Annotated in this window: 29 protein-coding genes; 7 read left to right on the forward strand and 22 right to left on the reverse strand. The window is 67.3% G+C overall.

Features of this window, described 5'->3' with window-relative positions:
• Nucleotide 1: 1 nt before the first annotated feature.
• Nucleotides 2-1,396 carry a bifunctional serine/threonine-protein kinase/universal stress protein gene (locus O9344_RS03080; protein WP_298472571.1) on the forward strand — a complete coding sequence of 465 codons (1,395 nt, stop codon included), beginning with the start codon at nucleotides 2-4 and terminating at the stop codon, nucleotides 1,394-1,396.
• Here the strand turns inward: O9344_RS03080 and O9344_RS03085 are convergent.
• On the reverse strand, nucleotides 1,393-2,103 hold the full coding sequence (locus O9344_RS03085; RefSeq protein WP_298472575.1) for an NUDIX hydrolase: 711 nt from the start codon (nucleotides 2,101-2,103) through the stop codon (nucleotides 1,393-1,395). The two genes, O9344_RS03080 and O9344_RS03085, sit on opposite strands and share 4 nt — an antisense overlap.
• A 177-nt stretch (nucleotides 2,104-2,280) precedes the next feature.
• Here O9344_RS03085 and O9344_RS03090 point away from each other — a divergent pair, with 177 nt between their 5' ends.
• Nucleotides 2,281-2,547 (forward strand): glycine zipper domain-containing protein, encoded by a 267-nt coding sequence (locus O9344_RS03090; RefSeq protein WP_298472577.1) that lies wholly within the window; start codon nucleotides 2,281-2,283, stop codon nucleotides 2,545-2,547.
• Nucleotides 2,548-2,614: 67 nt separating this feature from the next.
• On the opposite strand, the gene O9344_RS03095 is transcribed toward O9344_RS03090, so the two are convergent.
• From O9344_RS03095 to O9344_RS03170, 16 genes are all read right to left on the reverse strand, one after another.
• Complete coding sequence (locus O9344_RS03095) at nucleotides 2,615-3,529, reverse strand: PhzF family phenazine biosynthesis protein (RefSeq protein WP_298472579.1); 915 nt, start codon at nucleotides 3,527-3,529, stop codon at nucleotides 2,615-2,617.
• Between the two features lie 8 nt (nucleotides 3,530-3,537).
• The gene (gene pdxY, locus O9344_RS03100; RefSeq protein WP_298472581.1) at nucleotides 3,538-4,389 is read right to left on the reverse strand and encodes a pyridoxal kinase PdxY; all 852 of its coding nucleotides are present in this window, start codon (nucleotides 4,387-4,389) and stop codon (nucleotides 3,538-3,540) included.
• Nucleotides 4,390-4,472: 83 nt separating this feature from the next.
• Nucleotides 4,473-4,922: a nuclear transport factor 2 family protein gene (locus O9344_RS03105; RefSeq protein WP_298472583.1), complete on the reverse strand. Its 450-nt coding sequence runs from the start codon at nucleotides 4,920-4,922 to the stop codon at nucleotides 4,473-4,475.
• Nucleotides 4,923-4,926: 4 nt separating this feature from the next.
• Nucleotides 4,927-5,361, reverse strand: a complete 435-nt coding sequence (locus tag O9344_RS03110) for a nuclear transport factor 2 family protein (RefSeq protein ID WP_298472585.1) — start codon at nucleotides 5,359-5,361, stop codon at nucleotides 4,927-4,929.
• A gap of 249 nt (nucleotides 5,362-5,610) precedes the next feature.
• Nucleotides 5,611-6,630: a ketol-acid reductoisomerase gene (gene ilvC / locus O9344_RS03115; protein WP_298472587.1), complete on the reverse strand. Its 1,020-nt coding sequence runs from the start codon at nucleotides 6,628-6,630 to the stop codon at nucleotides 5,611-5,613.
• 39 nt (nucleotides 6,631-6,669) lie between these two features.
• The gene (locus tag O9344_RS03120; RefSeq protein WP_298472589.1) at nucleotides 6,670-7,344 is read right to left on the reverse strand and encodes a TetR/AcrR family transcriptional regulator C-terminal domain-containing protein; all 675 of its coding nucleotides are present in this window, start codon (nucleotides 7,342-7,344) and stop codon (nucleotides 6,670-6,672) included.
• Between the two features lie 141 nt (nucleotides 7,345-7,485).
• The gene (locus tag O9344_RS03125; protein ID WP_298472591.1) at nucleotides 7,486-7,854 is read right to left on the reverse strand and encodes a type II toxin-antitoxin system PemK/MazF family toxin; all 369 of its coding nucleotides are present in this window, start codon (nucleotides 7,852-7,854) and stop codon (nucleotides 7,486-7,488) included.
• Nucleotides 7,841-8,113 (reverse strand): AbrB/MazE/SpoVT family DNA-binding domain-containing protein, encoded by a 273-nt coding sequence (locus O9344_RS03130; protein WP_298472593.1) that lies wholly within the window; start codon nucleotides 8,111-8,113, stop codon nucleotides 7,841-7,843. Before O9344_RS03130 ends, O9344_RS03125 begins: the two co-directional genes overlap by 14 nt.
• 97 nt (nucleotides 8,114-8,210) lie before the next feature.
• Nucleotides 8,211-8,948, reverse strand: a complete 738-nt coding sequence (locus O9344_RS03135; protein ID WP_298472595.1) for a pyridoxine 5'-phosphate synthase — start codon at nucleotides 8,946-8,948, stop codon at nucleotides 8,211-8,213.
• A 37-nt stretch (nucleotides 8,949-8,985) separates the two neighbouring features.
• Nucleotides 8,986-9,564, reverse strand: coding sequence for an acetolactate synthase small subunit (gene ilvN, locus O9344_RS03140; protein ID WP_298472597.1), 579 nt, complete (start codon nucleotides 9,562-9,564; stop codon nucleotides 8,986-8,988).
• Between the two features lie 43 nt (nucleotides 9,565-9,607).
• Entirely contained in the window at nucleotides 9,608-11,368 is a 1,761-nt protein-coding gene (locus O9344_RS03145; protein WP_298472599.1) for an acetolactate synthase 3 large subunit, read from the reverse strand.
• Between the two features lie 570 nt (nucleotides 11,369-11,938).
• Nucleotides 11,939-13,165, reverse strand: a complete 1,227-nt coding sequence (locus tag O9344_RS03150) for a hypothetical protein (protein WP_298472600.1) — start codon at nucleotides 13,163-13,165, stop codon at nucleotides 11,939-11,941.
• A gap of 66 nt (nucleotides 13,166-13,231) precedes the next feature.
• Nucleotides 13,232-13,783: an RES domain-containing protein gene (locus O9344_RS03155; RefSeq protein WP_298472602.1), complete on the reverse strand. Its 552-nt coding sequence runs from the start codon at nucleotides 13,781-13,783 to the stop codon at nucleotides 13,232-13,234.
• Nucleotides 13,747-14,169, reverse strand: a complete 423-nt coding sequence (locus O9344_RS03160) for an antitoxin Xre/MbcA/ParS toxin-binding domain-containing protein (RefSeq protein ID WP_298472606.1) — start codon at nucleotides 14,167-14,169, stop codon at nucleotides 13,747-13,749. The genes O9344_RS03155 and O9344_RS03160 overlap by 37 nt, the downstream gene beginning before the upstream one ends.
• A gap of 74 nt (nucleotides 14,170-14,243) precedes the next feature.
• Nucleotides 14,244-14,933, reverse strand: coding sequence for an alpha/beta hydrolase (locus O9344_RS03165; RefSeq protein WP_298472609.1), 690 nt, complete (start codon nucleotides 14,931-14,933; stop codon nucleotides 14,244-14,246).
• Nucleotides 14,934-15,039: 106 nt separating this feature from the next.
• A complete protein-coding gene (locus O9344_RS03170; protein ID WP_298472611.1) occupies nucleotides 15,040-16,509 on the reverse strand; it encodes a hypothetical protein in 1,470 nt (489 codons plus the stop codon).
• Between the two features lie 261 nt (nucleotides 16,510-16,770).
• Here O9344_RS03170 and O9344_RS03175 point away from each other — a divergent pair, with 261 nt between their 5' ends.
• Nucleotides 16,771-17,676 (forward strand): DUF2865 domain-containing protein, encoded by a 906-nt coding sequence (locus O9344_RS03175; RefSeq protein ID WP_298472613.1) that lies wholly within the window; start codon nucleotides 16,771-16,773, stop codon nucleotides 17,674-17,676.
• Nucleotides 17,677-17,704: 28 nt separating this feature from the next.
• On the opposite strand, the gene O9344_RS03180 is transcribed toward O9344_RS03175, so the two are convergent.
• From O9344_RS03180 to O9344_RS03190, 3 genes are all read right to left on the reverse strand, one after another.
• Complete coding sequence (locus tag O9344_RS03180) at nucleotides 17,705-18,544, reverse strand: methyl-accepting chemotaxis protein (protein WP_298472618.1); 840 nt, start codon at nucleotides 18,542-18,544, stop codon at nucleotides 17,705-17,707.
• Nucleotides 18,463-19,410, reverse strand: a complete 948-nt coding sequence (locus tag O9344_RS03185; protein WP_298472621.1) for a HAMP domain-containing protein — start codon at nucleotides 19,408-19,410, stop codon at nucleotides 18,463-18,465. The genes O9344_RS03180 and O9344_RS03185 overlap by 82 nt, the downstream gene beginning before the upstream one ends.
• 131 nt (nucleotides 19,411-19,541) lie before the next feature.
• Complete coding sequence (locus O9344_RS03190; protein ID WP_298472624.1) at nucleotides 19,542-20,780, reverse strand: multidrug effflux MFS transporter; 1,239 nt, start codon at nucleotides 20,778-20,780, stop codon at nucleotides 19,542-19,544.
• A gap of 215 nt (nucleotides 20,781-20,995) precedes the next feature.
• Between O9344_RS03190 and O9344_RS03195 the strand changes: the two genes are divergently transcribed.
• The 3 genes from O9344_RS03195 (at nucleotide 20,996) to O9344_RS03205 (ending at nucleotide 23,936) form a co-directional block, all read left to right on the forward strand.
• Nucleotides 20,996-21,982 carry a tripartite tricarboxylate transporter substrate binding protein gene (locus tag O9344_RS03195; RefSeq protein ID WP_298472626.1) on the forward strand — a complete coding sequence of 329 codons (987 nt, stop codon included), beginning with the start codon at nucleotides 20,996-20,998 and terminating at the stop codon, nucleotides 21,980-21,982.
• A gap of 104 nt (nucleotides 21,983-22,086) precedes the next feature.
• Nucleotides 22,087-23,064: a tripartite tricarboxylate transporter substrate binding protein gene (locus tag O9344_RS03200; protein WP_298472629.1), complete on the forward strand. Its 978-nt coding sequence runs from the start codon at nucleotides 22,087-22,089 to the stop codon at nucleotides 23,062-23,064.
• A gap of 29 nt (nucleotides 23,065-23,093) precedes the next feature.
• Nucleotides 23,094-23,936, forward strand: coding sequence for an aldo/keto reductase (locus tag O9344_RS03205; protein ID WP_298472632.1), 843 nt, complete (start codon nucleotides 23,094-23,096; stop codon nucleotides 23,934-23,936).
• A 6-nt stretch (nucleotides 23,937-23,942) separates the two neighbouring features.
• Here O9344_RS03205 and yacG read toward each other — a convergent pair whose 3' ends face one another.
• Both yacG and O9344_RS03215 read right to left on the reverse strand, forming a co-directional pair.
• On the reverse strand, nucleotides 23,943-24,146 hold the full coding sequence (yacG, locus tag O9344_RS03210; RefSeq protein WP_298472634.1) for a DNA gyrase inhibitor YacG: 204 nt from the start codon (nucleotides 24,144-24,146) through the stop codon (nucleotides 23,943-23,945).
• A gap of 40 nt (nucleotides 24,147-24,186) precedes the next feature.
• Nucleotides 24,187-24,825, reverse strand: coding sequence for a Maf-like protein (locus O9344_RS03215; RefSeq protein WP_298472638.1), 639 nt, complete (start codon nucleotides 24,823-24,825; stop codon nucleotides 24,187-24,189).
• A gap of 160 nt (nucleotides 24,826-24,985) precedes the next feature.
• Between O9344_RS03215 and O9344_RS03220 the strand changes: the two genes are divergently transcribed.
• Nucleotides 24,986-26,035 carry a MaoC family dehydratase gene (locus O9344_RS03220; protein ID WP_298472642.1) on the forward strand — a complete coding sequence of 350 codons (1,050 nt, stop codon included), beginning with the start codon at nucleotides 24,986-24,988 and terminating at the stop codon, nucleotides 26,033-26,035.
• The last annotated feature ends 27 nt before the right edge of the window (nucleotides 26,036-26,062 follow it).

Raw genomic sequence — 26,062 nt, forward strand, 5'->3', positions numbered from 1 at the left:
CATGCGGCCACCGCGCATCGACAAGGGCCTCGTCCTCGACGGCTTCACGCTGGTCGTGCCGCTGAAGCTCGGCGGCATGGCGCAGATCTGGGAGGTCACCCATCCCGACCATCCCGGCCCGCTCGTCATGAAGATCCCGCTCATCCTCGATGGCGACGATCCCACCATGATCGTTGGCTTCGAGATGGAGCAGATGATCCTGCCGCGGCTGACCGGCCCGCATGTGCCGCGCTTCGTCGCGGCGGGGGATTTCGCCCACCAGCCCTATATCGTCATGGAGCGCATCCTCGGCCGCTCGCTCTTCGAGCGCATGGGCGAGGCGCCTTTCCCGCCAGAGGAGGTGGCGCGGCTCGGCCTCTCCATCGCCCGCGCCATCGCCGACCTGCACCGCCAGAACGTGCTCCACCTCGACGTGAAGCCGGCCAACATCCTGTTCCACCGGGATGGCACGGCGGTGCTGGTCGATTACGGCCTCGCGTGCCATCGCCAGCTGCCGGACCTGCTGGCGGAGGAGTTCCGCCTGCCCATCGGCACGGCGCCCTACATGGCGCCGGAACAGGTGCTCCGCGCCCGCGACGACCCGCGCTCCGACATCTTCGCGCTGGGCTGCGTGCTCTACGAGATGACGACGGGCCGCCAGCCTTTCGGTGATCCCAAGGGTGCGCGCGGCATGAGGAAGCGCCTGTGGTGGGACCCGCCGCCGCCGCGGGCGCTGCGACCGGGCTGTCCCCCCTGGCTGCAGGAGATCATCCTGCGCTGCCTCGCCGTCGAACCCGCCGAGCGCTATCCCACCATGGCGCAGCTCGCCTATGACCTCGCCCATCCCGAGGAGGTGCGGCTCACCCCCGCCGCCACCCGCACCGCCCGCGACGGCCGGCTCACGCGCCTTCGTCGCTGGCTGCGCGCTGCGGGTGCCGAGCGGCCCGCGCCGCCGCCGGTCGAGGTGCAGGCGGCGGTGACGCCCATCATTCTCGTCGCCGTCGATCTCTCGGCGGATTACTGCACCGTGGCCGATGCCGTGCGCGTCATGGCCGGGCGGATGCTCACCCTGCTGCCCGGGGCGCGGCTCGCCTGTGTGAACATCCTGAAGATCAAGCGCCTGATGATCGACGAGAGCCATGATGAGGAGGGCAGGGCGCTGCATGTCGCGCGCCTGGTCCAGCTCAAGGCCTGGGCCGAGCCGCTCGGCCTGCCGGCGGAGCGCCTCACCTACCACGTGCTGGAGAGCACCGATCCCGCCCATGCCATCGTGACCCATGCCCGCGAGAACCATGTCGACCAGGTCGTCATGGGCGCGCGCGGCCAGTCCAGCACCCGCCGCTATCTCGGCAGCGTCTCGGCGCAGGTGACGGCGGAAGCGCCCTGCACGGTCACCGTGGTGCGCGCGGCGGCCTAGCGGGCGCCGCCCTCCAGCCACCACCGCGCATAGGCGAGCTGGAAGGCCGGCATCCGCTCGGGCAGGAGATCGCCCGGACCGCGGACGATGTGGATGTCGGAGAGTTCCGGCTCCGCCTGTCCGGCCAGCGCGTCGAGGATGCGCGCCCGCAGCGCATCGGCCGGAAGGGCAGAGCGCATCACCTTGATGAAGGCGGTGCGCTTGTCGTCCTCGGTCATCCAGAAGCCGGCCTCGGCGGTGATCTCCTCCGCCGACAGGCCGGTCTCCTCCTCAAGCTCGCGCCGGGCGCTACCCTCGAGGTCGAGCCGGCCCTCCACCACGTCGGACATGTCGGGCGTCCCGCCGGGGAAATAGACCTTGCCGGCATTGGCGGTGTGGCCGCCCATCACGCCCATCATCAGCGCGCCCTCGGCGCTGGTCAGGCCGGCGAGGGCGAAGCCGTTGCGGGTCATCCCATCCGCCTCGCCATGGCGCATGTAGTGCAGGAACTGCGAGTAGCGCACCGGCCGGTAGACGGCCTCGAAGCGGTCGTCGTTCACCCTCCGCTCGGCGATGACCAGCACCTCGCCATCGAAGAGCGCGGGCGTCGCCTCCCGCGCACGCGTCCAGGCCGCCTCGATCGCCTGCGCGTGCGTTTCCGCATAGGGCCAGGTCCGATCCTCGATCGTGGCGTCGATGTGACGGATGTGGCGGAACCGGTACGGCATCAAGGCGTTGTCCTCGCGCGACTGTCTTGCTCGGGATGCGGCCCCCGGGCCTGATACCACCGTGTCATGTCTGCGACGTTGACCCGGCCTTAAGACTGGTACAGCCTCGGCTTGGCAAATCGCACGAGTGTCACCTATGGTCCATACCGGGTCGGGGGCCTTCAGGAGGGAATTGTGATGATGAAGAAACTGGCTCTGGTGGGCGTTGCCGCCCTCATGATCGGCGCGTGCACCCCGCGCGAGGAACGCGCTGCTGCGGGCGGCGCCATCGGCGCGGGCGCCGGTGCGCTCATCGGTGGCCTCGCCACCGGCACGGGCGGTGGTGCCCTGGCCGGCGCTGCCATCGGCGGTGTCGCGGGTGCGGTGATCGGCGCCGAGACGACGCCGCGTCGTCGCTGCTGGATCAACCGCTACGGCGAGCGCGTCTGCCGCGTCTATCGCTGAGGCGATCCACGCTGAATTCGACATGGACCCGCCGGTTCCGCCGGCGGGTCTTTTCGTTGGTGTGGGCTCAGAGGAGCAGCCGGCCCTCGGTCACGATGACCGCGCCGCCGCCGATGGTGATGGTCTCGGCAGCACCGGCCGACAGCGTCACGCCAAGATGGATGCGGCTCGGCCGCCCCATGGCAAAGCCCTGCTCGATGACGAGCCCATGCTGACCGTCGGCAAGCCCCTCGAAGGCCGCAAGCACGCCCGCGAAACCGGCGGCCGCCGACCCCGTCGCCGGGTCTTCCGCAATGCCGAGGCCGGGGGCGAACATCCGCGCATGGAAGCCCGCGGCCGGGTCCATCGTCTCGCGGGTATAGGCGAAGATCGCGGGATGGTCGTCGCCGATGGCGGCGAAGGTCTCGGCGAACCAGCGCGTGTCGACACGGATGCGGTTCATGGCCTCCCGCGTCTTCACCGGCACGTAGCAGAACGATACCGGCGCGCCGTAGCGGCTCGGCCGATGCTGGTCGAAGCCGATGTCGCGGGCCTCGAGGCCGAGGACGCCGGCGAGCTGCGCCGGGTCGGGCGCCGGCCCGAGGTCGCGCGGCTTGCGCGGCGCGACAAAGGTCGCGGTGAACAGGCCATCGGCGTCGCGCCGCACGCGGCAGGGCACCGGCCCGGCTTTCTCGCCGAGGGTGAAGGCGGTCTCTGCCCCTGGCGCCAGGCCGTCGAGCGAGGCGAGCAGCACCGCGGTTCCGACCGTCGGATGGCCGGCAAAGGGTAGCTCGGCGCCCGGAGTGAAGATGCGGATGTCGGCGCGATGGCCCGCCGTGGTCTCCGGCAGGATGAACACCGTCTCCGACAGGTTGAACTCGCCGGCAATGCGCTGCATGGCCGCCGTGTCGAGGCCGCTCGCGTCATGCACCACCGCCAGCGGATTGCCGGCCAGCGCCTCATGGGTGAAGACGTCGAGCGTGTGGATCGGACGGGCGGGCATGGCGGGCCTCAGGCAATCGCTTCGGGGGTGAAGATCCGGCTCGGGGCGACAAACTCGTCCTGCGCCGCCACGGTGAGAATTTCGCGCGAACCCGCTTCCTCGGTCCGGCGCAGCAGGCCGAAGACCGACGAGGCGGCGCGCGACAGGGCGAAGGCCTCGTCGCCGCTCGCCGCCGCATGGACGAAGAACAGCGCCGCGATCGCATCGCCCGCGCCATTGACCGAGACGCCGAGCTTCGGCGTGCGCAGGCGGAAGCGGCCGTTCGGACCGCAGGCGAGGAGATCCAGCGCATCGGCCGGCGTGTCCTCGGTGATAAGGCTCGTCACCATCACCGTCCTCGGGCCGCGGGCCCGCACTGCTTCGACCGCCGCGACGGCGTCGGCGAGGGTCGTGATGGTGCGGCCGGAGAGATATTCGAGCTCGAACTGGTTGGGCGTGATTATGTCGGCGGCCGGCACCGCCTGGTCGCGCATGAATTCGGGGATGCCGGGCCGCACGAATATGCCGCGGCCGACATCGCCGATGACGGGGTCGCAGCAATAGAGCGCTGCGCTATTCGCCGCCCGCACCCGGCTCACCGCCTGGAGAATGGCCGTGCCGATGTCGGGTGAGCCCATATAGCCGGAGAGAACGCCGTCGCAGCGGCCGAGCACGCCGCGATCGGCCATGCCCTCGACCAGTTCCTCGATCATCGGCCCGTCATAGACGCGCCCCTTCCAGGCGCCGTAGCCCGTATGGTTGGAGAACTGGACGGTATGGATGGCCCAGACCTCGTGGCCGAGGCGCTGCATCGGGAAGACGGCCGAGGCATTGCCCACATGGCCGTAGGACACCCAGGACTGGATCGACAGGACATTCATGGCTGCACTCCGTGGCGGCAGCCTAGCGGAGGGGGAGCCGGTCGCACCAATTCCGATCGGTGAACTCAGCCATCAGTCCGCTGTCAGGCGATTTTGATGCGCCCGCGCATGATGCCCATGCCGCCCGTGTCGTAGAAATGGGTCATCTCGACGATCATGCCGTCCTTGATCCGCAGGTGGTCGAGCACCTCGAAGGATCCGGTGCGGCCGCTGTCGAGGAAGCGAACCTCGGCGGTCCAGCGCACCGCGACCTGGTCCCCGTCGATCACCACGTTGTCGATCGTGTAGCCGCGATACTCGTTGATCTCGTGCAGCATGTCGATGTGGCGGGCAATGCCCTCGCGCCCCATCCGCATCCCGGAGCCCGGGCTCATCGCGGGATTGCCGACGATGACCATGCGCGCGTCGGAGGAGAAGTAGCTGGCGAATTCCTGGCTGTCGCCGCTGTTGCGGGCGGCGTAGAGCGCGTCGATGGCCTCGTGGATAGCCTTCTGCCGCTGGTTTCGCAGATGGGCGGTGCGGGTCTCGGGCATCGCGTCAGATCCGCCCCGCCAACACGGCGAGCGAAGCCGTGTCCATGTACTGCACGATCTCGATGATCTCGCCGTTGTGGAAGCGCACGAAATCGGCGAGATCGAAATCGCCGATGGCACCCGTCGTGTTGCTGCGCAGGGTCAGTTGCCGGCGAACGACCGCCACATCGACGTCGGCGGTGATGTCCACCACCAGCCCATCGACATATTCGTAGCGCTTGACGAGGTCGCGGAACCCCTTGGCGATCGCCGCCCGCCCCCGAAAGGGGCCTGCCTCGGGCACCAGGCGGCTGTCGGCCTGGACGCGGAACACGCCATCCTCGGCGAAGGCGGCAGCAAACGTGTCAGCGTCGCCGCGCCGACGCGCAGCGTAGAGTTCGCCGAGCCTTTCCTTCAGAAGGCTGGTTCCCGCGATGACCCTGAGGCTGGGCTGCGACATGAGGCTTCCGCTGCGACTCCCTTTTCCGGCGGCCGGTGCACGCCGTTCCTGCCCAATTCAGAGGCTGAATGATTCTTACGACAGTTGACCCGAATGGATCATGAACGGGCGGAATATGGCAAGGTATTCCCATAACGCGACCTTTGGGAATCCGCACAAACAATGAGAGGGCGCCATTGGCGCCCTCCCTGAATACCGTTGGTGCCGTGGCTGTCGTTTCACGTCACGCCACGGCGCCGGAAAGCCGGCTCAGTTCTTGGTCTTGTCGACCAGCGCCTTCGCCTTGATCCACGGCATCATGTCGCGCAGCTTCGCGCCGACTTCCTCGATCGGATGGTTGTTCACGCGGGCGCGGGTCGCCTTGAACGAGGTCTGGTTGACCTTGTTCTCCAGCATCCAGTCGCGGGTGAACTTGCCCGACTGGATGTCGGTCAGCACGCGCTTCATCTCGGCCTTGGTCTCGGCGGTGATGATGCGCGGACCCGTGACATACTCGCCATACTCGGCAGTGTTCGAGATCGAGTAGTTCATGTTGGCGATGCCGCCCTCATAGATGAGGTCGACGATCAGCTTCACCTCGTGGAGGCACTCGAAATAGGCCATTTCAGGCGCATAACCGGCTTCGGTCAGCGTCTCGTAGCCGGCACGGATCAGCTCGACCAGGCCGCCGCAGAGCACGACCTGCTCGCCGAACAGATCAGTCTCGCACTCTTCCTTGAAGGTGGTCTCGATGATGCCGGCGCGGCCGCCGCCATTGGCCGACGCATAGGACAGGCCGAGATCATGGGCATTGCCCGAGGCGTCCTGATGGATGGCGATGAGGGTCGGCACGCCGCCGCCGCGCTGGTACTCGGAGCGCACAGTGTGGCCGGGGCCCTTCGGGGCGACCATCAGCACGTCGAGATCCTTGCGGGCCTCGATCAGGTTGAAGTGGATGTTCAGGCCATGGGCGAACATGATCGCCGCGCCCTGCTTCATGTTGCCATGAAGATCGTCGCGGTAGATGTCGGCCTGCAGCTCGTCCGGGGTGAGCATCATCATGATGTCGGAGACCTTGGCGGCCTCGGCGGGCGTCATCACGGTGAAGCCGGCAGCCTCGGCCTTGGCGCGGGTGGCCGAGCCGGCCTTGAGCGCGATGATCACGTCCTTCACGCCCGAGTCACGCAGGTTCAGCGCATGGGCATGGCCCTGGCTGCCATAGCCGACGATGCAGACCTTCTTCGACTTGATGAGGTTCAGATCGGCGTCGCGATCGTAATAGACACGCATGGGATGTTCCTTCCTTGGGACTGGGGTTTGCGTGAGGGGTCAGGCGGCCGCCGGCTTTTGCGCCGTGCGGCCGTAGAGGGTGAGGAACTGGTCGGTCGCGATGGCCGCGTCCCGGGCGATCTCGGCCTTGCCGAGGGTGAGCGCATCGCCCAGCAGCAGGCGGATCTGCACGTCGCGGCCGACAAGGCCGAAGAAGCTGCGAAAGGCCGCCTCGGTGTCGTCGAAGGCAAGGAGGCCCGCGGCGCGGCCCTCTTCCAGCACCGGCTTCAGCCGGGCGCCGATGGCGAAGCGGCCGTTCTCCAGCACGATCTGGCCGAGATTGCCCTCTCTCGAGCCGGCATCGGTGATCGCCACCCGGTTCAGCGCGATGGATGTCGGGCTGGAAATGACCGACAGCCAGGTCGCGGCGAAATCCTTCAGGCTGTCGCGCAGGCTCGAGCCATCGAGCTTCTGCCGGTCGTAGCGGCCGGCGCGCACCCGCGAGGCCTGCCACTGCACGGTGGCGGTGAGCAGCCCGTCACGGTCGCCGAACCACTTATAGAGCGTTTCCTTGGAGCAGCTCGCTCGCCTGGCGACGGCGGTCATGGTGAGCTGGCCGCCCTTCTCCTGCATCAGCGCCAGAACCGCGTCGAGCACCGCCGCCTGGCGGGCGGTCGGCTCGGCCGGATCGGCGCTGGCCGTCTCGGGAGAAGGGGATCGGGTGGCGGTGACCATGAGGCGCGAAGGAGGATCAGATGAGCCGTACCGTACGTTACGGTTCGGTGATCTAGCGCAGCGGGATCATCGGCGCAAGTCGCCTGAGGTCAATGCCTCAAGGGGGGGCGGCTCAGCGGTGCGGGATCCCGCGATCGCCGGTCATTCGGCATCCTTCGAGCCTGGGCCGATGATTTCAAAAAGCTTGGCCCGGACGGCGGACAGGAGTTCCGGTGAGACACGCCCTGCGAAGCGGAAGCCGCGCGATGCACGATGGAGGCTGCGAACCTGGTCGACCAGGACGGCCCCTTCGATATCGGGCTCATCCACCATGACGATCTTGGTCGGCCATGGCCGCGTGTTGCGCGTGATCGGGCACACGATCACCAGATCGGAGCGCCGATTGTACGCGACATCGGATATGACCAGTGCGGGGCGCGCCCCCGCCTGTTCGCTGCCCTTCGTCGGATCGAAATCGACCCAGTAGACATCACCGGCGTGGATCAGCGGACGCCCCTCATCGGCTGTCATCGACGATCTCGTCTCCGCGATCCGGGCCCCAGTCGACGATCTCCGGCCGGCCGTCCGGACCGAGACGGTCCATCTCCGCCACCATGTCGGCAAGGCTCATGGAGGGGTAGCGGGGCGCTGTCGGCCGACGGATGTTCAGCCCGCCCGGCACCGCAACAATGTCCAGGTCTTCGCCGGGCTTCAGGTCGATGGTCTCGGCCACCGAGCGGGGTACGCGGACGGCAATACTGTTGCCCCATTGAGCGGATTTGGCGCGCACGGTCAGACCTCCATCGCCAGCCCCGGATATCCAATGTATATCCCAAGCGTCGCGAGGCGTAAACGCGGACGCGGTCAGCGTGCGGGGGCGTCGCCCGTCAGGAGCCGCAGGCCTTGCGATAGAGCCGTACCGTCTCGGCCATGCCATAGGTCAGCGCATCGGCGGTGAGCGCATGGCCGATCGACACCTCGGCGATGGCCGGGGCCGCGGCGACGAGCTTCGGCAGGTTGGCAAGCGTCAGGTCGTGGCCGGCATTGACGCCGAGGCCGGCGGCGCTCGCCGCCTCGGTCGTCGCCTTGAGCTTGGCGAGCTCCGCCGCCTGCACGCCTGCATCCGCCGCATGGCCATAGGGGCCGGTATAGAGCTCGATCCGGTCGGTGCCGGTGGCCTTGGCGCCGGCCACCAGCGCCGGGTCGGCGTCGAGGAAGAGCGAGACGCGGAAGCCGCGGCCTTTGAGCCGCGCCACCACGGTCTTGAGCAGGGCCGCGTGGGTGATGACGTCCCAGCCATGGTCGGAGGTCGCCTGCCCCGGATCATCCGGCACCAGCGTCACCTGGTCGGGCTTCGCCTCCTCGCAGAGCGCCAGGAAACGCTCGTCGGGATAGCCCTCCATGTTGAACTCGGCCTTGGGGAAATCGGCGCGCAGCAGCGCCACGAGGTCGAACACGTCGTGCCGGCGGATATGCCGCTCGTCGGGCCGCGGATGCACGGTGATGCCGGCCGCCCCTGCCTCCAGCGCGATGCGGGCAAGGCCCGTCACGCTCGGCCACGGCAGGTTCCGCCGGTTGCGCAGCTGCGCGATGGCATTGACGTTGACGGACAGATGCGTCGGCATGGCGTGCCCTAAACCTTCGGCTTCAGGAGGGACGCATTCAGCGTCCCTGCGCGCCATCCGGCAAGGCCGCTTCGAGCATGCCTTCCGCGCCGCGGCTCATGGCGGCGATGCCGGTGCGCGACACTTCGACGAGGCCGACCGCGCCCATCAGGCGGATGAAGCGCTCCACCTCCTCGGTCGTCCCCGTCAGTTCGAAGACGAAGGAGTTGAGCGTCGCGTCCAGCGTATGGGCCCCGAAGGCCCCGGCAAGGCGCAGCGCCTCGACGCGGGTATCGCCCTTGCCGCGCACCTTGACGAGGCAGAGCTCGCGCTCCAGCGCCTCGCCCTGGACGGTGAGGTCCACCACCCGGTGCACCGGCACGAGGCGGTCGAGCTGGGTCTTGATCTGCTCGATCACCTTCTCGGTGCCTGTGGTGACGATGGTGATGCGCGAGACATGCTTCTCGTGCTCGGTCTCCGAGACCGTGAGGCTCTCGATATTGTAGCCGCGGCCGGAGAACATGCCGGCGATGCGGGCGAGCACGCCCGGCTCGTTGTCGACGATGACGGCGACCGTGTGCCGGCGGGTCGGCGGCTGGGCGTCGGAGAGGAAATAGGCGGACTGGGACTGGGTCATGGCTGGTTCTTCACTCTGAGCAGGAGGTGAGGCGCATCGCGCCTCACACCAGCTGCTTGCCCTTGGCGTCGATGATCTCGCCGGTATCGCCCTCGAAATCGGGCAGGATCATCTCGTTATGCGCCTTGCCCGACGGGATCATCGGGAAACAGTTCTCCTCCTTCGCCACCAGGCAGTCGAAGATGACCGGGCCGGGATAGTCGATCATCTCCATGATGGCGGCGTCGAGCTTGGCCGGGTCATCGCAGCGGATGCCCTTGGCGTGATAGGCCTCGGCGAGCTTGACGAAATCCGGCAGCGCCGCCGAATAGCTCTCCGAATAGCGCCCGCCATGCAGCAGCTCCTGCCACTGGCGCACCATGCCCATATACTCGTTGTTGAGGATGAAGATCTTGATGGGCAGGCGATACTGCGCCGCCGTCGACATCTCCTGCATGTTCATCAGCACCGAGGCCTCGCCCGCGACGCAGACCACGAGGTCCTTCGGATGGGCGAGCTGCACGCCGACCGCGGCCGGCAGGCCATAGCCCATCGTGCCGAGGCCGCCGGAGGTCATCCACCGGTTCGGCTCGTCGAAATGGAGATATTGCGCCGCCCACATCTGGTGCTGGCCGACCTCGGTGGTGATGAAGCGCTTGCGGTCCTTGGTCAGGGCCTCCAGCCGCTCCAGCGCGTACTGAGGCTTGATGACATCGCTCGAGTTCTTGTAGGCGAGCGACTTCCGCGCCCGCCAGCCCTCGATCTGCAGCCACCAGGCCTTGATCGCCGGCTTATCGACCTGCCCCGCCACGTCCTTCCACAGCCGCACCATGTCCTCGAGGACGTGGGCGCAGTCGCCGACAATGCCGATATCGACCTTGACGTTCTTGTTGATCGAGGAGGGGTCGATGTCGATGTGGATCTTCTTCGAGCCCGGCGAGAAGGCATCGATCCGGCCGGTGATGCGGTCGTCGAAGCGCGCGCCGATATTCACCATCAGGTCGCAGCCATGCATGGCGAGGTTGGCCTCGTAGGTGCCGTGCATGCCGAGCATGCCCAGCCACTGCTGGTCATGGGCCGGATAGGCGCCAAGGCCCATCAGGGTGGAGGTGATGGGATAGCCGGTGGCGCGCACGAGCTCGCGCAGGAGCTGCGCGGCATGCGGGCCGGCATTGATGACGCCGCCGCCGGTATAGAACACGGGGCGCTTCGCCTGCGCGATCATCTCCACCGCCGCCTTGATCTTGGACAGGTCGCCCTTGATCTGCGGCCGGTAGGTCTTGTGCTGGTTGTCGCGCGGCTTCTCGTATTTGCCGGACTTGAACTGGATGTCCTTGGGGATGTCGATGACGACCGGGCCCGGACGGCCGTTCTGCGCCACATAGAAGGCCTCGTGCAGGATGCGCGGCAGGTCCTCGATGCTCTTCACGAGATAGTTGTGCTTGGTGCAGTGGCGGGTGATGCCGACCGTATCTGCCTCCTGGAAGGCGTCGGAGCCGATGAGGTGCGTCGGCACCTGGCCGGTGAAGCAGACCAGCGGAATGGAATCCATCAGCGCATCGGTGAGGCCGGTGACGGCATTGGTCGCGCCGGGGCCGGAGGTGACCAGCACCACGCCGACCTTGCCGGAGGAGCGCGCATATCCCTCGGCCGCATGGACCGCGCCCTGCTCGTGGCGGACGAGCACGTGCTTGACGCTGTCCTGCTGGAAGAGCGCGTCATAGATCGGCAGCACGGCGCCGCCGGGATAGCCGAAGAGGGTGGTGACGCCCTGGTCGATCAGGGTCTGCACCACCATTTCGGCACCGGTCATCTCGCGGGACATGGGTCGGTTTCCTTGTGGGTCGTCTTGTCGTCGGTTGTTGCAGCGAGGCGATAAGGCGGAGGGGTCGTTCAGGGCAACAAAAAAGGCCCCGCGAGGGACCTTGTGTTGAGCGCCACCGTTCGGCCGCCGTGTGATGTCTCACACGTCCGTCGATGGCGCCCCGGATACAATAAGGATGAAACGCACGGCGTGCGGCTCCGCTTGGTTAGGGGCGGGACCATAGGGGAGGGAGAAGGAGGGTGTCAAGCGAGGGCGTCTGGTTTGTCTTCCAGTAACTCCTGTTCAACATCGGCTGGCACCGCCTTGAACATGTCTCCTAGTTTTGAGACGTCGAGGATAGGTGCGGAACGCATCTGCTCCTTTGCGCGGATTTCGCCTACATCGATCTCGTTGAACCGATCCTGAAGCTTTCGAAGGTGAGCGTAGCAACCGATATCGATCGCAAAAGCCTGATATGTACCCTCTTGTGACTTGTGTGTAAGGGCTGTGGCGCAGTTATGAATGATGCGATAGTCAAGGAGTCTATAGAACAATGCGCGCCATTGATCGTTTGTCTGCAGTTCTCTCTCGCTAACCAGAAATATATTTTTTTTTCTGTAAGCAAAATTGACGTAGAATGTATATTCCGCCAAGAAGGTCGTCTTGCTCTTCGCCTTTTGAATCTTGCTTCAACTCTTCAATTTTTCGTTCAAAATTGGACTTGGATATGATGCGAACTTCGTCCTTTCCAATTCTGCCGCCGTTATCTGCGTCTACGTCGGAAAGAATCTCAAGAAAAAGCGAAAGAACATCCCTCGGGACGCCTCCGCCCGCCATCACTAGGCGGTTGAAGCCCTCCCCCTTGAAGAGAAATTTAAGTTCTTCCTTCGACAGACGGGCCTTCTCCGCGAATTTTTCAAGTATAGGCCAGTTCTGTGCGGCGGTTTTCTTGAAGTCTCCAAAAGTATAATCGATGTTGATCGGCTGATAATCGTGCCGCTCTTGAGCGCCTACAGGCTGTCCATCGCGGTCGACATACAATGTCGAGGCGTGTCGGAGGGTTGCAATCTTAAAATAAAGAGGAAGATCTTTGCATAACCTATGGATATAGTCTACGACAAAGGCCTGGTCGGATCGTCTTAAGTGATAAAGGTCGTCGACTTGAATTATAACAACTTTTACGTTCGAGGAGATCCGGAAAAACTCTCGAATGCTGTCTTTCAGAGAGGGGAGCCAGTTATCAAGTTCTTGTAGCTTATCCCGATGCGATTTGAACGAAATCTCAATCTCATCTTTCTTGCTTATGTTGGCTTTTGCGCCAATCTTAAGGTCCAGCGTATCCGCTTTTGCACCCAAGCTGGCGTCTGTGCCAACTTCAGAGCCTATGCTGGAGCGGGTTTTGACCTCCTCTGACCGTGCATCCGCTGATTTCTTCAGAATATCAAGCCTTTCGATGATGTCCTGAACTATTTTCTTGGATTGGCGCTGCCTGCCAAACCAGCCATGCAGGTTGCGGTTCAACTCGCGGAATATCGACGAAAGGATCTCGATCAGTACGTTGGGAAAAGAATGTCTCTTAAACTCCTCGCAGTTCAGATAGATAGGTCGCGCGTCGGCTGGCATCTTACTAGCCGAAAAATGAAGCAACAAAGTTTTCCCACAGCCGCGACGCGCAAATATTGCGTGATTCTGTCGGGAACAGGCGTCTTGGAGGGCTGTGCCAACGTTGATGTACTCAATAGGCTGTCCATCACGCTGCACCCGCAGATTTTCGGTGATTACAGTGCGCAGAGTATCGAGCTTTTTCGAGCTGACCATCGCATAAACTCCCCAATAGTTCGAGTATGCGAACCTCTATCGAAATGCAACCTTAAATAGGGGGTGTCACCCCAACCGCCCCTCCTCATCCCACGCCACCACCCGCTGCTGCTCCCCGCCCCACCGCCACAGCACCAGGTTCTGCATCCCCGCCGTCGCACCCACCGCAAAGCTCGGCACCACCACACCGGCGGCCCCGGCCGCGATGAGCCGCTGCGCCAGCGTCCATGTGTCAGGCGTGCGGCCCTCGGCCCGGTCGAGCATCCAGGCGCAGCCGAGGGTCTTGAGGTCCGTGCCGACGGCTTGTCGGCCCGCCTCCGTCGTGAGGTCGAGGAGTTCGGCGCAGTCCACGTCATAGGTCACCACCGTCAGCGGCGGGAAGCGGTGGGCGAAGCCGTGGGAGACTTCGGCGAACATCCCCTCGATGGTGAGCGCCAGATAGAGCGCCGCCATGCCCTTCGGGTTGAACCGCCCGCCATGGATCGCCGCGCCCGCGCCGGAGGTCGGCGCGAAGGCCCAGCGTGGGTCATGCGCCCTGTAGGCGAGGCCGCGATAGCGGATGAGGGGGAGGGCGCGTGTCGTCAGGCAAATCCCCCGGTCGCGACATGGTCGAGCCAATCGCGAACCGCCGCCGCCTTGCCGTCCTTGACGAGGCTTTCCGCCGTCCGCCCGCCGAAGGCCGGCAGCGGCTCGGCGCGATACCAGGCGAGCGCCTGTTTCTCGCCGCCGGCCCAGTCGGCGACACGCGCCACGATCTCGATCATCTCGGCGGCGCGGCCCTGCGTCTTTGGCGCCCTCGCCCGCGCGGCGCGGTGGAAGGTCTCCGGCTTCACGCCCATCGTGTCGGCGAGCTGCGCCTTCGACACGCCGAAGCTGTCGGCCACGCGGTCGATGACGATCAGCCCCTCGGCGTCGAAATAGCCGGCGATGCGGGACGGGCCCCGCCGGACCTCCTCCACCCTCGCCGCCTTGGCCGCAACAGACTTTCCGGTCCGGGCGCTCATGCGATGCCACCTCCAATGACGGGAAAATCTGACGCAATATATGTCAGAAGCCGGTCCGCCACAAGATGCGCCCCCTACCGCACCCCCTTCGCGAACCCCGCGACCAGCCCCACCACACGCCCGTCGTTCCCCGCGAACCCATGGAACCCGCGCGCCTGGCAGGGGTCGCCGGCATCCGTGCCGCCGTCGATCCACGCCACCCGCACCCGCGCCCCGCCCCAGGCCTTGAACGGCTCCACGGCGGTGGGCGGCGTCACGCGGCAGCCGTCCTGCCGGTGATGCACCACGAGGGTCGGCGGCAGGGCGGCAGGCGAGCCGATCTGGCCGCGAACCTGATCCAAGAAGCCGGCGGTGATGACGAGGCCGTTCGGCCGGGCGCCCAGCGCCTCGGCCATCCGGAGCGAGCCGCGGGACGTTCCCGCCACCTTCACCGGGCGGCCGTAGCGCTGGCGCAGATGCGCCACGGCGGAGGCGACCGAGACGCCGGCATCGATGGTGAGCGAGGCGACGCCCGCCGCCGCATAGGCCTTGCGGGTGCGCACCAGCTGGTTGCCCTGCAGCGACGAGAACGAGCCGTCGGGCCGGATGCCGAGATGGCCGTTGCCGCCGGGAATGAGCACGATGGCGGCGCGGGGCGCGCGCGGCGCGTTCAGGAGGCCATAGCCGCCGGAGAGCGCCACCGCCTCGTCGGCGCGGGCGGGGGAGGCGAGGGGGCCGAGGGCCGCGGCGATCAGGGCCAGCAGGACGACGATGACAGGCCTCATGCGATCCTCCCCTTCAGAAGGCACGGAGGATGCCTGAGAGGGTCGGCGATGTCAAGGAGAAAAATCCTATCATAGGACGTTGGGCGGGGCCTGTGCTGGCGACGGCCTACCGCCCCGCTTCCCTCGCATGGACCACCGCCACCTCATCGGCATAGACCCGCCGCCAGCCCGGCTTGCGGTCGAGATAGGCCACCGCCGGCGTCGAGGGTTCCAGCAGCGTCCACTGCACCTGCCCGCTGTCGAGGATGGCGTCGAGCCGCGCCACGTCCTTCAGCCCCATGGCGCGGATCACATCGACCATGAAGGGCCCGCCATAGAGTTCGGCCCGCCCGTCGATGAAGGTCGGCACGCCCTGCGCGATCAGATAGCCGCCGAAGGCATAATCGTTGAAGACCCTGCCGGTGAGGCCGGCCTGCCGCGCCGCAGCCAGCGCCGCCTCGGGCATCCAGCGCGGCGCCGGGGCGAAATGCCGGCCGGCGGCGGCGGTCAGCCCGGTCACCGCCACCAGCCCGGTAAGGCCGAGGGCCAGCGCCGCGGCGAGCCTGCCGCCGGCCCGTCCTGCCGGGTTCGCCATCGGCTCGGGCCGCCGCACCAGGGCCGGGGCCACCACCAGCGGGCCGATGAGGCCGAGCGTGGTGACGTGCCTGAAATGGCTCAGCGCCAGGTGCAGGAGGAGCAGCAGCAGCACGGTGCGAAAGGGCGAGAGCCTGAGGCCCAGCACCAGCGCCAGGCCAAGGCCCGCCAGCAGGAAGGCCTCGAACAGGCCGAAGGAGGAGAAGTCCTGCGGCCGCCATTCCATGATCACCGTCTTGGCGGCGCCGAGGTCGAGCACGCGGATGGCGGCGGCGATCACCTCCGGGCCATAGGGGTGCAGGCAGGCCGCGAACAGCGCCGCGAGGCCGAAGGCGGCCCATCCCAGCACCAGGCGCAGCCGCTCGCCGGGGGCCGCCCGCATCGCCGCCTCGATGACAAGCAGCCCGCCAAAGGCGAGGCCGAAGGTGAAGCTGCCATGGAGGTTCGACCACCACGCCATCAGCGGCAGGGCGGCAAGCGAGGGCAGGCGCGCCGTCTCGGCGGCGCGGAGCAAAAGGATGAACCACATCACCATGACCGGCATGGCCAGCACATGCGGCCGCGCCAGCAGGTGCTGGATGGTGCAGAGCAGGGCGAAGCCGGTGAGCGCCAGCGCCGGGGCGAGCGGCAGCCGCGCCAGCAGCTCCCGGGCGAGCAGCGCCAAAGCCAGCGCGGCGGCGAAGGCCGAGAGAGCCACCACGCCGAACCAGCCGCCGATCCGGTGCGCCAGCGCGAAAAGCACCTGCGACAGCCATTCCTTGGCGATCCACGGCGCCCCGGCAAAGCTGTGGGAATAGGCGTCGGTCTGCGGGAAATGGCCCTCGGCGAGGATGCGGGCGCCGACATGGATATGCCAGTGACTGTCGGGATCATCGAGCAGCCGCGTGCCCGTCATCATGATCAGCGCATAGATTCCGAGCCCGATGCCAATGACGAGCCAGGGATTGTCTCTGTTGATGTCATGGGCGGCGCCTGTCGCGCGGCGATCATTGGTAATGAACATAAGACAAATAAGATGATGGGAATCTCTGTACTGACGATCCCATCCTTTCGCGCAAAAGAAAAGGCTATGATGTTACCGCAATTACAGGTTGTTACCGGGCAATAGGCGAGGTGATGGATCTATAGTGCGGCCTGTGGAGCGCCCCGCAGGGCCACGGCCGCCTTGCGATCAACCTTAACCCTGGTCCGCACGCCTCCGATGGTTGCCAGAAGGTTAAGACTGCCCTAGCGTAACCTCACCAGTCCGTTACCGGTGCCAGTCATGTTTCGCGTCCTCGGCATGTGCGCCGTTCTGGGCCTCGCGCTGCTCTCCATTTCAGGCAGCGAGGCCGAGGTCCGCGATGAGTTCTACGCCATTGCCCGTGGCGATTACGGGCGGGCCCGTCCGGCGGCGCCCGCCGGCGGCTGGTGGGGACGGCCGGCGGCCCCGACCGTCGCCCATGTGCCCGACACCGCCGCGCGCCAGATGGGGCCTTGCCAGAACCGCCAGGCCGCCGCCATGGCCTCCGCCGACGGCTCCTCCCGCAGCTACTGCGTGCGCTCCTGCGACGGCTATTTCTTCCCCATAGGCGCCTCCGCCCGCGGCGAGGGCCGCCACGCCCAGGCCGCCGCCTGCGACGCCATGTGCCCCGGCGCCTCCATGCGCCTGTTCTCCAGCCGCAATGGCAGCATCGAGACGGCGCGCACCGATGGCGGCCAGCTCTACACCGCCACCGCGACCGCCTTCCGCTATCGCGAGAGCCTCGTTCCCGCCTGTTCCTGCCAGGGCTCCGTGACCCAGGGCCTGGCGCGCCTCGCCCTCGCCCAGGACCACACGCTGCGCACCGGCGATGTCGTGGTGATGGACAACGGCGTGCGCGTGTTCCGCGATGGCGGGCGCTTCCCCTATCAGCCGCGCGACTTCGTCACCGCCCAGGCCTATGGCCGGCTGTCGCCCGACCTGCGCCAGCGCGTCCGCGAGATCGAGGAGGCCTCGCTCGGTCCGCGCCTGCGCGTCGCCGGCATCGCCCCGACGGCGGCGAGCGATGTCTTCGACCGGGCGCCGCGTCTCGACGTCGTGCGCGAAATGATGGCGCGCGCGCCTGTGCGCGAGATCGCCATGGTCGCGCCTTATCGGCCCGTCGCCATGCCGCAGCCCCAGCCGCGGCCCCGGCACCTGCCGCGCTGACGGCCGGGGGGCAGCGCCCTCGTGCTCCTCACGCCGCGCGGAAGCGCACCAGGAAGCTGTCGAGCTCGCCGCGCAGCTGACGAGCCTGCGTCGACAGGCCCTCGGCGGAGGCGAGGACCTGCGACGCCGCGGCGCTGGTCTCGCCGACGGCGGCCGAGACGCCGGTGATGTTGGAGCTGATCTCCGAGGCGCCGGCCGAGGCCTGCTGCACATTGCGGGCGATCTCGCCGGTGGCGGCCGTCTGCTCCTCGACCGCCGCGGCGATCTCGGTGGCGACATGGTCCATCTCGCGGATCGTCCGGGCGATCGTGTCGATGGAGGCGGCGGAGGTTGAGGTCGCCTCCTGGATCGCGGCGATCTGCTTGGAGATCTCGGTGGTGGCCTTGGCGGTCTGGTCGGCAAGGCCCTTCACCTCGGCGGCGACCACGGCGAACCCCTTGCCGGCCTCGCCAGCCCGCGCCGCCTCGATCGTGGCGTTGAGGGCGAGAAGGTTGGTCTGGGCCGCGACGCCGCTGATCAGTTCGACGATCTCGCCGATCTTCTGGACCTTGTGGGCGAGGTCCTGGACCTCGCTGGCCGAGCGGTCGGCCCCCTGGACGGCAGTCGACGACATCTGGGCGGAATGGGCGACCTGCGAGGCGATCTCGCGCACGGACGCCGCGAGCTCTTCCGTTGCCGAGGCCACCGTCTGGATGTTGCCGGAGCTCTGCTCGGAGGCGGCGGCCACCGCGTTGGACTGGGAACCGGACTCGGCGGCAGCGCTCGACAGGGTGGTGGCGGCGCCCTTCAGCTGGTCCGCCGACTGGGCGACGGCCGCAACGACCGAGCCCACGGCCGCCTCGAACTCGCCGGCGAGGCGGTCGAGCATGGCGCGCTTCTCGGTTTCGGCGCGGGCCTCGACCTCCGCCTGTTCGCGGGCAGGCGCTCGGCCTCGAGGCCATTGGCCTTGAAGACCTCCGCCGAGCGGGCCATGTCGCCAACCTCGTCGCGGCGGTCCGTGCCGGCGACGACGAGATCGAAGCGGCCCTTCGCCAGGTCCTGCAGCTGCTCCGAGAGCGTGCGGATGGGCGTGGCAATGCCGCTGCGGCCGATGAGCAGGCCGGCGCCGACGCCAAACAGGACGCCGACACCCGCAAGGATGAGCATGAGGCGGCTCATGTCGGAGCCGGTGGCCTTCAGCTGGTTGCGATACATCTCGCCGCGCTCGAGCAGCACGGCGGTCAGGCCCTGAACGTCGCGGCGACCTTCCAGATAGAGCGGGCGATTGGTGATGACGAGCTGGGCGAGCTCACGGCGCTGGTCGGCGGTCGGCTCTCCGGTGATGGTGCGGGCGAGCGTGAGCACGCGCTCCTGCGCGGTCAGATAGGCGTTGATGCCGGCTTCCGCCTTGTTGGCGGCGGCCTGGACGACGTCGGCGCGGCTGGTGCGGATGCGCCGCAGGTTTTCCTCGATGGACCGGCGCTGGGCTGCGATGGACTCGACATTCTCGCGGATGATCTCCGCCGTCGGGTTCAAGGCGACAACCGCCTCTGCACGGCCGATGAAGGTGACCGCCGAGGTCACGCGGGAGGCGGCGGTGGCGCGGGCGCCCGATTCGATGCCGGTTTCGGCATCCGTCGAGACGCTGGACAGCGCGTACATGCCGACGCCGACGAGGCAGAGCATGAGGGCGTTCAACGCCAGAACAAGACCCAGGATCTTCGGTGTGATCCTGATCTTCGACAGCCATGCCATGGGTCTTCTCCTGAGCGGTAACTGACCCCACGGAAATCACAGACCTGTTCAGGAGAAGTTAATTCGACATAAAGTTCACGGTAAAATTGCATAAAAAACATGCACACCTTGCCACTTTCGTGGTGGTCGCCTCACGCCGAGCGGGTCGGGCGAAACAGCCGCCCCTTTTCGGCGATCAGCACCATGGCAAGGGCTGCAAGGCCGCATCCGCCGAAGCCCAGCACGATCGGCAGCGCGGTTCCGTCGAAATGCTGGCCGATAAAGAAGCCGATCAGCGCACCGCCAACGGTCGAGACAAAGCCCTGCACCGAGGAGGCCGTGCCGGCGACATGGCCGAGCGGGTCCATGGCCATGGCGCCGAAGTTCGAGGCCATCAGGCCGAAGCAGAACATGGTGGCGCATTGGAACAGCGCGAAGGTGACCATGGTCTCATGGCCCGCCAGCGCCACGGCCCCATGCGCCAGGGTGGCGACGAGATAGCCGACCAGCGCGGTGTGCGACACCCGCCGCATGCCGAAGCGCTCGACGATGCGCGAATTGAGGAACGAGGCCGCCGCCATGAAGCCGGCGATCACCGCGAAGATGATGGTGAAAAGCTCCCCGGCGCGGAAGGTGACCTCGAAGAGCTGCTGCGAGGCATTGATGAAGCCGAACAGGCTGCCGATGACGAAGGTCATGGCCAGCATGTAGCCGACCGACAGCCGCGTGGTGAGGCAGGTCGCGAAGGCCTTCGCCATCGGTGCGACGGCGATGGGCGTGCGGTCCTCGGGGTGCAGCGTCTCGGGCAGCTTGCGGGCGACCCAGAGCGCGACGACCACGCCGAACAGGCCGAGCAGCGCGAAGATCCACCGCCAGGGCGCGACGAGGATGATCACCTGGCCGATCGAGGGCGCGAGGATCGGCACGGCGAGGAAGACGATGAAGGCGAGCGACATGACCCGCGCCATCTGCCGACCCGAATAGGTGTCGCGCACGATGGAGACGGCGAGCACCCGCGTCGCAGCCGCTCCAATGCCCTGCACCACCCGCGCCACCATCATCGCGTCGAAGGTGGTCGCAAAGGTCGCGCCGAGACTGCCCAGCGCATAGACGGCAAGGCCCATGAGCAGGATGCGCTTGCGGCCGAAGCGGTCGGCAAGCGGGCCGTAGATGAGCTGCGAGGCGCCGAACCCGAGGAGATAGGAGGTGATCACCCACTGGCGGTCATTGGCCGTGGTGATGCCCAGCGCCTCGCCGATCTCCGGCAGGGCGGGCAGCATGGAATCGATGGCCAGTGCGTTGGTCGCCATCAGTGCGGCGATCATCGCGACGAAAGAGCGGAAGCCCAGCCCCGGATAGGGCCCGGTGGCCGGTGGGGATGCGGTTGTCATGGCACCAAGGACAGGTTGCGGGGAGGGCCGCCGGCAGCGCGGCCGGCCCTCGGAAGCGGCCTGACATAAGGCCTGTCGGAAGACAGGGCCATCCACTTTGCCGTGAGGCAGGATCACGCAGGCGTCGTGCTTGCAGGGCTTCGAGCCGAGCGTCTACCTTGGTCGACGATCGCGTCGCAGACGGCGCCAAAGCACAGCAGAACAGAGGAAATCCCATGATCATCGACCGCCGTACGGTCCTCGCCGGCATCGCCGGCGCGCTGGCGACCCCCGCTGTCCATGGCGCCCGCGCTCAGGGCGCCTGGCCGAACCGTCCCATCCGCATGATCGTGCCCTTCCCGCCGGGCGGCTCCACCGACGTGCTCTCCCGCGTCATCGGCGAATATCTCGGCAAGGAGCTCGGCCAGACCATCGTCATCGAGAACCGCCCGGGCTCGGCGGGCAATGTCGGCGTCAACGCCATCGCCAAGGCGGAGCCGGACGGCTACACGATCGGCGTCTCGACCATCGGCCCGCTCTCCGCCCATATCGAGCTCTACCGGACGCTGCCCTTCAACCCGCTCACCGACTTCACCTATCTCGCCGATATCTACGAGATCCCCAACGTGCTGGTGGTGAACCTCCAGACGCCGGTGAACACGGTGCAGGAGTTCATCGCCTGGGTGAAGGCGAAGGGCGAGGGCAAGGCCTCCTACGGCACGCCGGGCCTTGGCACCACGGCGCATCTGTCGACCGAGTTCCTGTCGCGCCGTGTCGGCATGCAGCCGCTCCACGTGCCCTACCGCACCGGCTCGGTCGCCGTGCAGGACCTCATTGCCGGCCGCATCGACTTCATGTTCGACAACCTGCCGACCATCATCGGCCAGATCCAGGGCAAGGCGATCAAGCCGATCGCCGTCTCCACCGCCAAGCGCTGGCCGGGCCTTCCCGAGGTGCCGACCATGATCGAGGGCGGCGTGCCGGGTTTCGACGTCACCTCCTGGTCGGGCATGCTGGCGCCGAAGGGCGTGCCTGCCCCGATCGTCGAGCGGCTGGTCGCAGCCCATATCAAGGTCGGCCAGGACCCGGCCTTCGTGAAGCGCTTCGAGGATCTCGGCGCGCTCGCCACCATGAAGGGCCCCGAGGTCCTGCAGGCGCGCATGGCCACCGAGATCCCGCGCTGGGCCGAGGTGGTGCGCGCCGCCGGCGCCAAGGTGGACTGATCGGTCCGGCCGGCGGGGGAGAAGGATCCCCCGCCAAGCGGCCGGGTTGTGGCCGTTCGTGAAATGGCGTTTCATTCCGGAAGATATCCATCCGGGGAAACGCCATGTCCGCCACCAGCCGCCGCTCGCTCCTCGCCGCCATGGGCGGCGTCGCCGCGGCCTCGATCCTGCCCGCGCGGGCGCAGGCCTTTCCCTCCAAGCGCGTGACGCTGGTGGTGCCCTTCCCGCCGGGCGGTCCGGTGGATCTCACCGCCCGGCAGATCGGCCAGAAGATCTCCGAATACTGGAACCAGGCCGTCATCATCGAGAACCGGCCGGGCGCCGACGCGGTGATCGGCGCGCAGGCCGTTCAGCGCGCCGACCCCGACGGCCACACGCTGCTCGTCTGCGCCATTCACCACACGGTGCATCCGAGCCTCAAGGCGAGCCTGCCCTATGACTTCCTCACCGAATTCGTGCCGGTGAGCGGCGCGGGCATTTTCCCCATCATCGTCTGCGCCCATCCTTCCCTGCCGGTCTCGACCGTCGGTGAGCTCGCCGCCTATGCCAAGGCCAATCCCGGCAAGCTCGCCTTCGGCTCGGCCGGCGTCGGCGGCGGCACGCACCTGGCCGGCGAGCTGTTCAAGAGCATGACAGGCACGGACATGCTGCACGTCGCCCATCGCGGCAGCGCCCCGGCCATGAACAGCCTGCTCGGCAACCACGTCCAGCTCATGTTCGCCGACGGCCCCACCGCCGTGCCGCAGGTCCAGGCCAAGACGGTGAAGGCACTCGGCATCAGCCCGTCGCGGCTGTCGCTGCTGCCGGAGATCCCGACCATGGCGGAGGCGGGCCTGCCGGGCTATGAGGCCTATTCCTGGTCCGGCATCGTCGCGCCAAAAGGCACGCCGCGCGAGGCTGTCGTCGCCCTCAACGCCGCCATGACACGGGCCCTGAAGGAACAGGAGACGATCGAGAAGTTCGAGCGCTTCGGTGCCCAGCCCGCGCCGCAGACACCCGAGGAGTTCGGCGCCTTCCTCAAGGCCGAGACGACGAAATGGTCTAAGGTCGTCGCCGACGCCAATATCCCCAGGCAGCAATAGCCGGCGCTTGTCCGGCGAGGGAGCCGGTCATGGGATCCGTTCCGACCACCCGCCTGCCGGACGGCAGCGCCGTCCCTGTCCTTGGCCAGGGCACCTGGACCATCGCCGACCGGCCGGCGCGGCGCGCCTCCGCCATCGCCGCGCTGCGGGCCGGGCTCGATGCCGGGCTCACCCTCATCGACACGGCCGAGATGTATGGCGACGGCGCCGCCGAGGCGCTCATCGGCGAGGCCGTCGCCGGGCGCCGCGGCGAGGCCTATCTCGTCTCCAAGGTCTATCCGCACAATGCCGGCCGCCACAGCGCCATCGAGGCCTGCGAGCGCTCGCTGCGCCGCCTCAACACCGACCGGCTCGACCTCTATCTCCTCCATTGGCGCGGCTCCATCCCACTCGCCGAGACGGTGGAGGCTTTCGAGCGCCTGCGCGAGACGGGGAAGATCCGCGCCTGGGGCGTCTCCAATTTCGACCGCGACGACATGGAGGAACTGCTGGACGAGGGCGGCGAGGCTGTCGCCGTGAACCAGGTCCTCTACAATTGCCTGCGCCGCGGCATCGAGTTCGACCTCATGCCCTGGCAGGCGCAGCGCGGCATTCCGGTCATGGCTTATTCGCCAGTGGAACAGGGGCGGCTGACGCGCGATCCCGTGCTCGCCGGCATCGCGACCCGCCACCCCGGCGCGACCGCGGCGCAGGTGGCGCTGGCCTTCACCTTGCGGCGGGGCGGGGTCATCGCCATCCCGCAGATGGCGAGTCCGGAGCATGTGGAAGAGAACCGGCCGGCGGCTGGTCTCGCCCTGACCGATCAGGACCTCGCGGAGATCGACCGCGCCTTCCCACCGCCGACGCGCAAGCGGTCGCTGGAGATGATCTGAGACGCTTTAGCGCCGATCCGACTCCTCGCCGTCCTCGTCCGGATCCTCGGCGACAGGGATGGCATAGGCGCCGCTGAACCAGCGGTTCAGGTCGATATCGGCGCAGCGCTTCGAGCAGAAGGGCTTGTAGCGCATCGTCGCCGGCTTGCTGCAGATGCTGCAGGCCTTGGGCGGGTCGATCGGTCGGTCGTTGTCGTTGACAGGGTTCATGGCAGCGCAGATGGGCCCGGTCGGCATCTCAGGAAAGGGGTCAGCCCTTGGCGATCCAGCCGAGGGTGACCGGATAGCCCGTGGCGCCGACAAGGCCGACGGCCTCGGCCAACGGCAGGCCGACGACATTGGTGTAGGAGCCGACGAGCGACAGGACGAAGGCGCCGGCAATGCCCTGGATGGCATAGCCGCCGGCCTTGCCGCGCCATTCGCCCGAGCCGAGATAGGCGTCGATCTCGGCGCCCGAGAGGCGCTTGAAGCGCACGCGCGTCTCGACCAGCTTGGCGCTGACGCGGCCGGCCTGGTCGACCCGGCAGAGGCCGGTATAGACGCGGTGAGAGCGGCCCGAGAGTAGGCGGATGCACGCGGCGGCCTCCTCGACCGTCTCGGCCTTCGGCAGGATGCGGCGGCCGACGCAGACCACCGTGTCGGCGGCAAGGATCACCGAGCCGGACCAGTCCGGATCGTCGCGCAGGCGGCGGGCGGCCTCGGCGGCTTTCTCGCGCGCGAGGCGGAGCGCCAGCTTGCGCGGGCTCTCGCGCGGGAAGGGCGTCTCGTCGATCTCCGCCGGCACCAGCGTATCCGGCTCGATGCCCGCCTGCTGCAGCAGGGCGAGACGGCGCGGCGAGGCCGAGGCGAGGACCAGCTTGGGGCGGCCGGGAACGGAAGTGGGGGCCATGGGCGCCTTGGTGCGGGAGAAGCGCGGGGTGTGCGTTCGCTTAGCCCATGCGGCGGGGCTTGTGAACCGGCGGGTTCGTCCGATCGGCCCGCCCCCTTCCTTCGTCCGGTTGGACTTCGCAGCGCAGCACGGCATAGATGAACGACGCGAGGAGGGCCCCATGCCGAAGACCAATCCCGGACGATTCTTCGAGGATTTCCGCCTCGGCGACAGGCTGGTCCACGCCACCCCGCGCACCGTCACGACCGGCGATGCCGCGCTCTACACAGCGCTCTACGGCACCCGCTTCGCCGTCCAGTCCTCCGACGCCTTCGCCCGTGCCATCGGCTACCCGAAGAGCCCGCTCGACGATCTCCTCGTTTTCCACGTCGTCTTCGGCAAGACCGTGCCCGACGTGTCGCTGAACGCCGTCGCCAATCTCGGCTATGCCGGCTGCCGCTTCCTCGCGCCGGTCTATCCCGGCGACACGCTCTCCACCGTTTCCGAGGTCATCGGCCTCAAGGAGAATTCGAACCGCAAGACCGGCGTCGTCTATGTCCGGTCCACCGGTACCAACCAGCATGGCGACCAGGTGCTCGACTATGTGCGCTGGGTGATGGTGAGGAAGCGCGACGAGGCGGCGCCCGCGCCGGAGGAGCATGTGCCGGCCCTGCCGAAGGCGCTGGAGCCCGACCAGCTGGGCGATGCCTGCCCGGTCATCGACCCCGAGGCCTATGACACGGTGCTCGCCGGCCAGCGCCACCGGCTCAACGACTATGTCGCCGGCGAATGCATCGACCATGTCGACGGCATGACGGTGGAGGAGGCCGAGCACATGCTGGCGACGCGCCTCTACCAGAACACGGCGAAGGTCCATTTCAACCAGTTCACCGAAGGCCAGGGCCGCTTCGGCCGCCGCCTCATCTATGGCGGCCACGTCATCTCTCTCGCCCGCTCGCTCTCCTTCAACGGCCTCGCCAACGCCTTCCACATCGCCGCGATCAATGGCGGGCGGCACGTCGCGCCGCTCTTCGCGGGCAATACCGTCTTCGCCTGGTCGCAGATCCTCGCGGTGGAAGAACTGCCCGGCCGCGACGATGTCGGCGCGCTGCGCATCCGCACCGTCGCCACCAAGGACCGCCCTTGCAGCGACTATCCGCTGAAGGCCGGCGACGACTATGACCCCGCCGTCATCCTTGATCTCGACTATTGGGCGCTCATTCCCCGTTGACCCTGATGGCGCCCGGCGGGCCGGCGC

Origin of the sequence: Phreatobacter sp., from assembly GCF_027532945.1 — a bacterium.
Classification (GTDB): Bacteria; Pseudomonadota; Alphaproteobacteria; order Rhizobiales; family Phreatobacteraceae; genus Phreatobacter.

Coding starts and splice junctions, on each gene's coding strand:
- O9344_RS03180 (WP_298472618.1), bottom strand. CDS start 18,544: ATGCTCGACCGCCTCGCCGGCGAGTTCGAGGCGGCCGTGGGCTCGGTC.
- O9344_RS03120 (WP_298472589.1), bottom strand. CDS start 7,344: ATGGTCACCGCCACCCGATCCCCTTCTCCCGAGACGGCCAGCGCCGAT.
- O9344_RS03220 (WP_298472642.1), top strand. CDS start 24,986: ATGCCGAAGACCAATCCCGGACGATTCTTCGAGGATTTCCGCCTCGGC.
- O9344_RS03205 (WP_298472632.1), top strand. CDS start 23,094: ATGGGATCCGTTCCGACCACCCGCCTGCCGGACGGCAGCGCCGTCCCT.
- O9344_RS03160 (WP_298472606.1), bottom strand. CDS start 14,169: ATGAGCGCCCGGACCGGAAAGTCTGTTGCGGCCAAGGCGGCGAGGGTG.
- O9344_RS03135 (WP_298472595.1), bottom strand. CDS start 8,948: ATGCCGACGCATCTGTCCGTCAACGTCAATGCCATCGCGCAGCTGCGC.
- O9344_RS03190 (WP_298472624.1), bottom strand. CDS start 20,780: ATGACAACCGCATCCCCACCGGCCACCGGGCCCTATCCGGGGCTGGGC.
- O9344_RS03185 (WP_298472621.1), bottom strand. CDS start 19,410: ATGGCATGGCTGTCGAAGATCAGGATCACACCGAAGATCCTGGGTCTT.
- ilvC (WP_298472587.1), bottom strand. CDS start 6,630: ATGCGTGTCTATTACGATCGCGACGCCGATCTGAACCTCATCAAGTCG.
- pdxY (WP_298472581.1), bottom strand. CDS start 4,389: ATGAATGTCCTGTCGATCCAGTCCTGGGTGTCCTACGGCCATGTGGGC.
- O9344_RS03095 (WP_298472579.1), bottom strand. CDS start 3,529: ATGCCCGCCCGTCCGATCCACACGCTCGACGTCTTCACCCATGAGGCG.
- O9344_RS03125 (WP_298472591.1), bottom strand. CDS start 7,854: ATGACAGCCGATGAGGGGCGTCCGCTGATCCACGCCGGTGATGTCTAC.
- O9344_RS03170 (WP_298472611.1), bottom strand. CDS start 16,509: ATGTTCATTACCAATGATCGCCGCGCGACAGGCGCCGCCCATGACATC.
- O9344_RS03105 (WP_298472583.1), bottom strand. CDS start 4,922: ATGCCCGAGACCCGCACCGCCCATCTGCGAAACCAGCGGCAGAAGGCT.
- O9344_RS03145 (WP_298472599.1), bottom strand. CDS start 11,368: ATGTCCCGCGAGATGACCGGTGCCGAAATGGTGGTGCAGACCCTGATC.
- O9344_RS03080 (WP_298472571.1), top strand. CDS start 2: ATGCGGCCACCGCGCATCGACAAGGGCCTCGTCCTCGACGGCTTCACG.
- O9344_RS03085 (WP_298472575.1), bottom strand. CDS start 2,103: ATGCCGTACCGGTTCCGCCACATCCGTCACATCGACGCCACGATCGAG.
- O9344_RS03110 (WP_298472585.1), bottom strand. CDS start 5,361: ATGTCGCAGCCCAGCCTCAGGGTCATCGCGGGAACCAGCCTTCTGAAG.
- O9344_RS03175 (WP_298472613.1), top strand. CDS start 16,771: ATGTTTCGCGTCCTCGGCATGTGCGCCGTTCTGGGCCTCGCGCTGCTC.
- O9344_RS03150 (WP_298472600.1), bottom strand. CDS start 13,165: ATGGTCAGCTCGAAAAAGCTCGATACTCTGCGCACTGTAATCACCGAA.
- O9344_RS03090 (WP_298472577.1), top strand. CDS start 2,281: ATGATGAAGAAACTGGCTCTGGTGGGCGTTGCCGCCCTCATGATCGGC.
- yacG (WP_298472634.1), bottom strand. CDS start 24,146: ATGAACCCTGTCAACGACAACGACCGACCGATCGACCCGCCCAAGGCC.
- O9344_RS03215 (WP_298472638.1), bottom strand. CDS start 24,825: ATGGCCCCCACTTCCGTTCCCGGCCGCCCCAAGCTGGTCCTCGCCTCG.
- O9344_RS03165 (WP_298472609.1), bottom strand. CDS start 14,933: ATGAGGCCTGTCATCGTCGTCCTGCTGGCCCTGATCGCCGCGGCCCTC.
- O9344_RS03200 (WP_298472629.1), top strand. CDS start 22,087: ATGTCCGCCACCAGCCGCCGCTCGCTCCTCGCCGCCATGGGCGGCGTC.
- O9344_RS03195 (WP_298472626.1), top strand. CDS start 20,996: ATGATCATCGACCGCCGTACGGTCCTCGCCGGCATCGCCGGCGCGCTG.
- ilvN (WP_298472597.1), bottom strand. CDS start 9,564: ATGACCCAGTCCCAGTCCGCCTATTTCCTCTCCGACGCCCAGCCGCCG.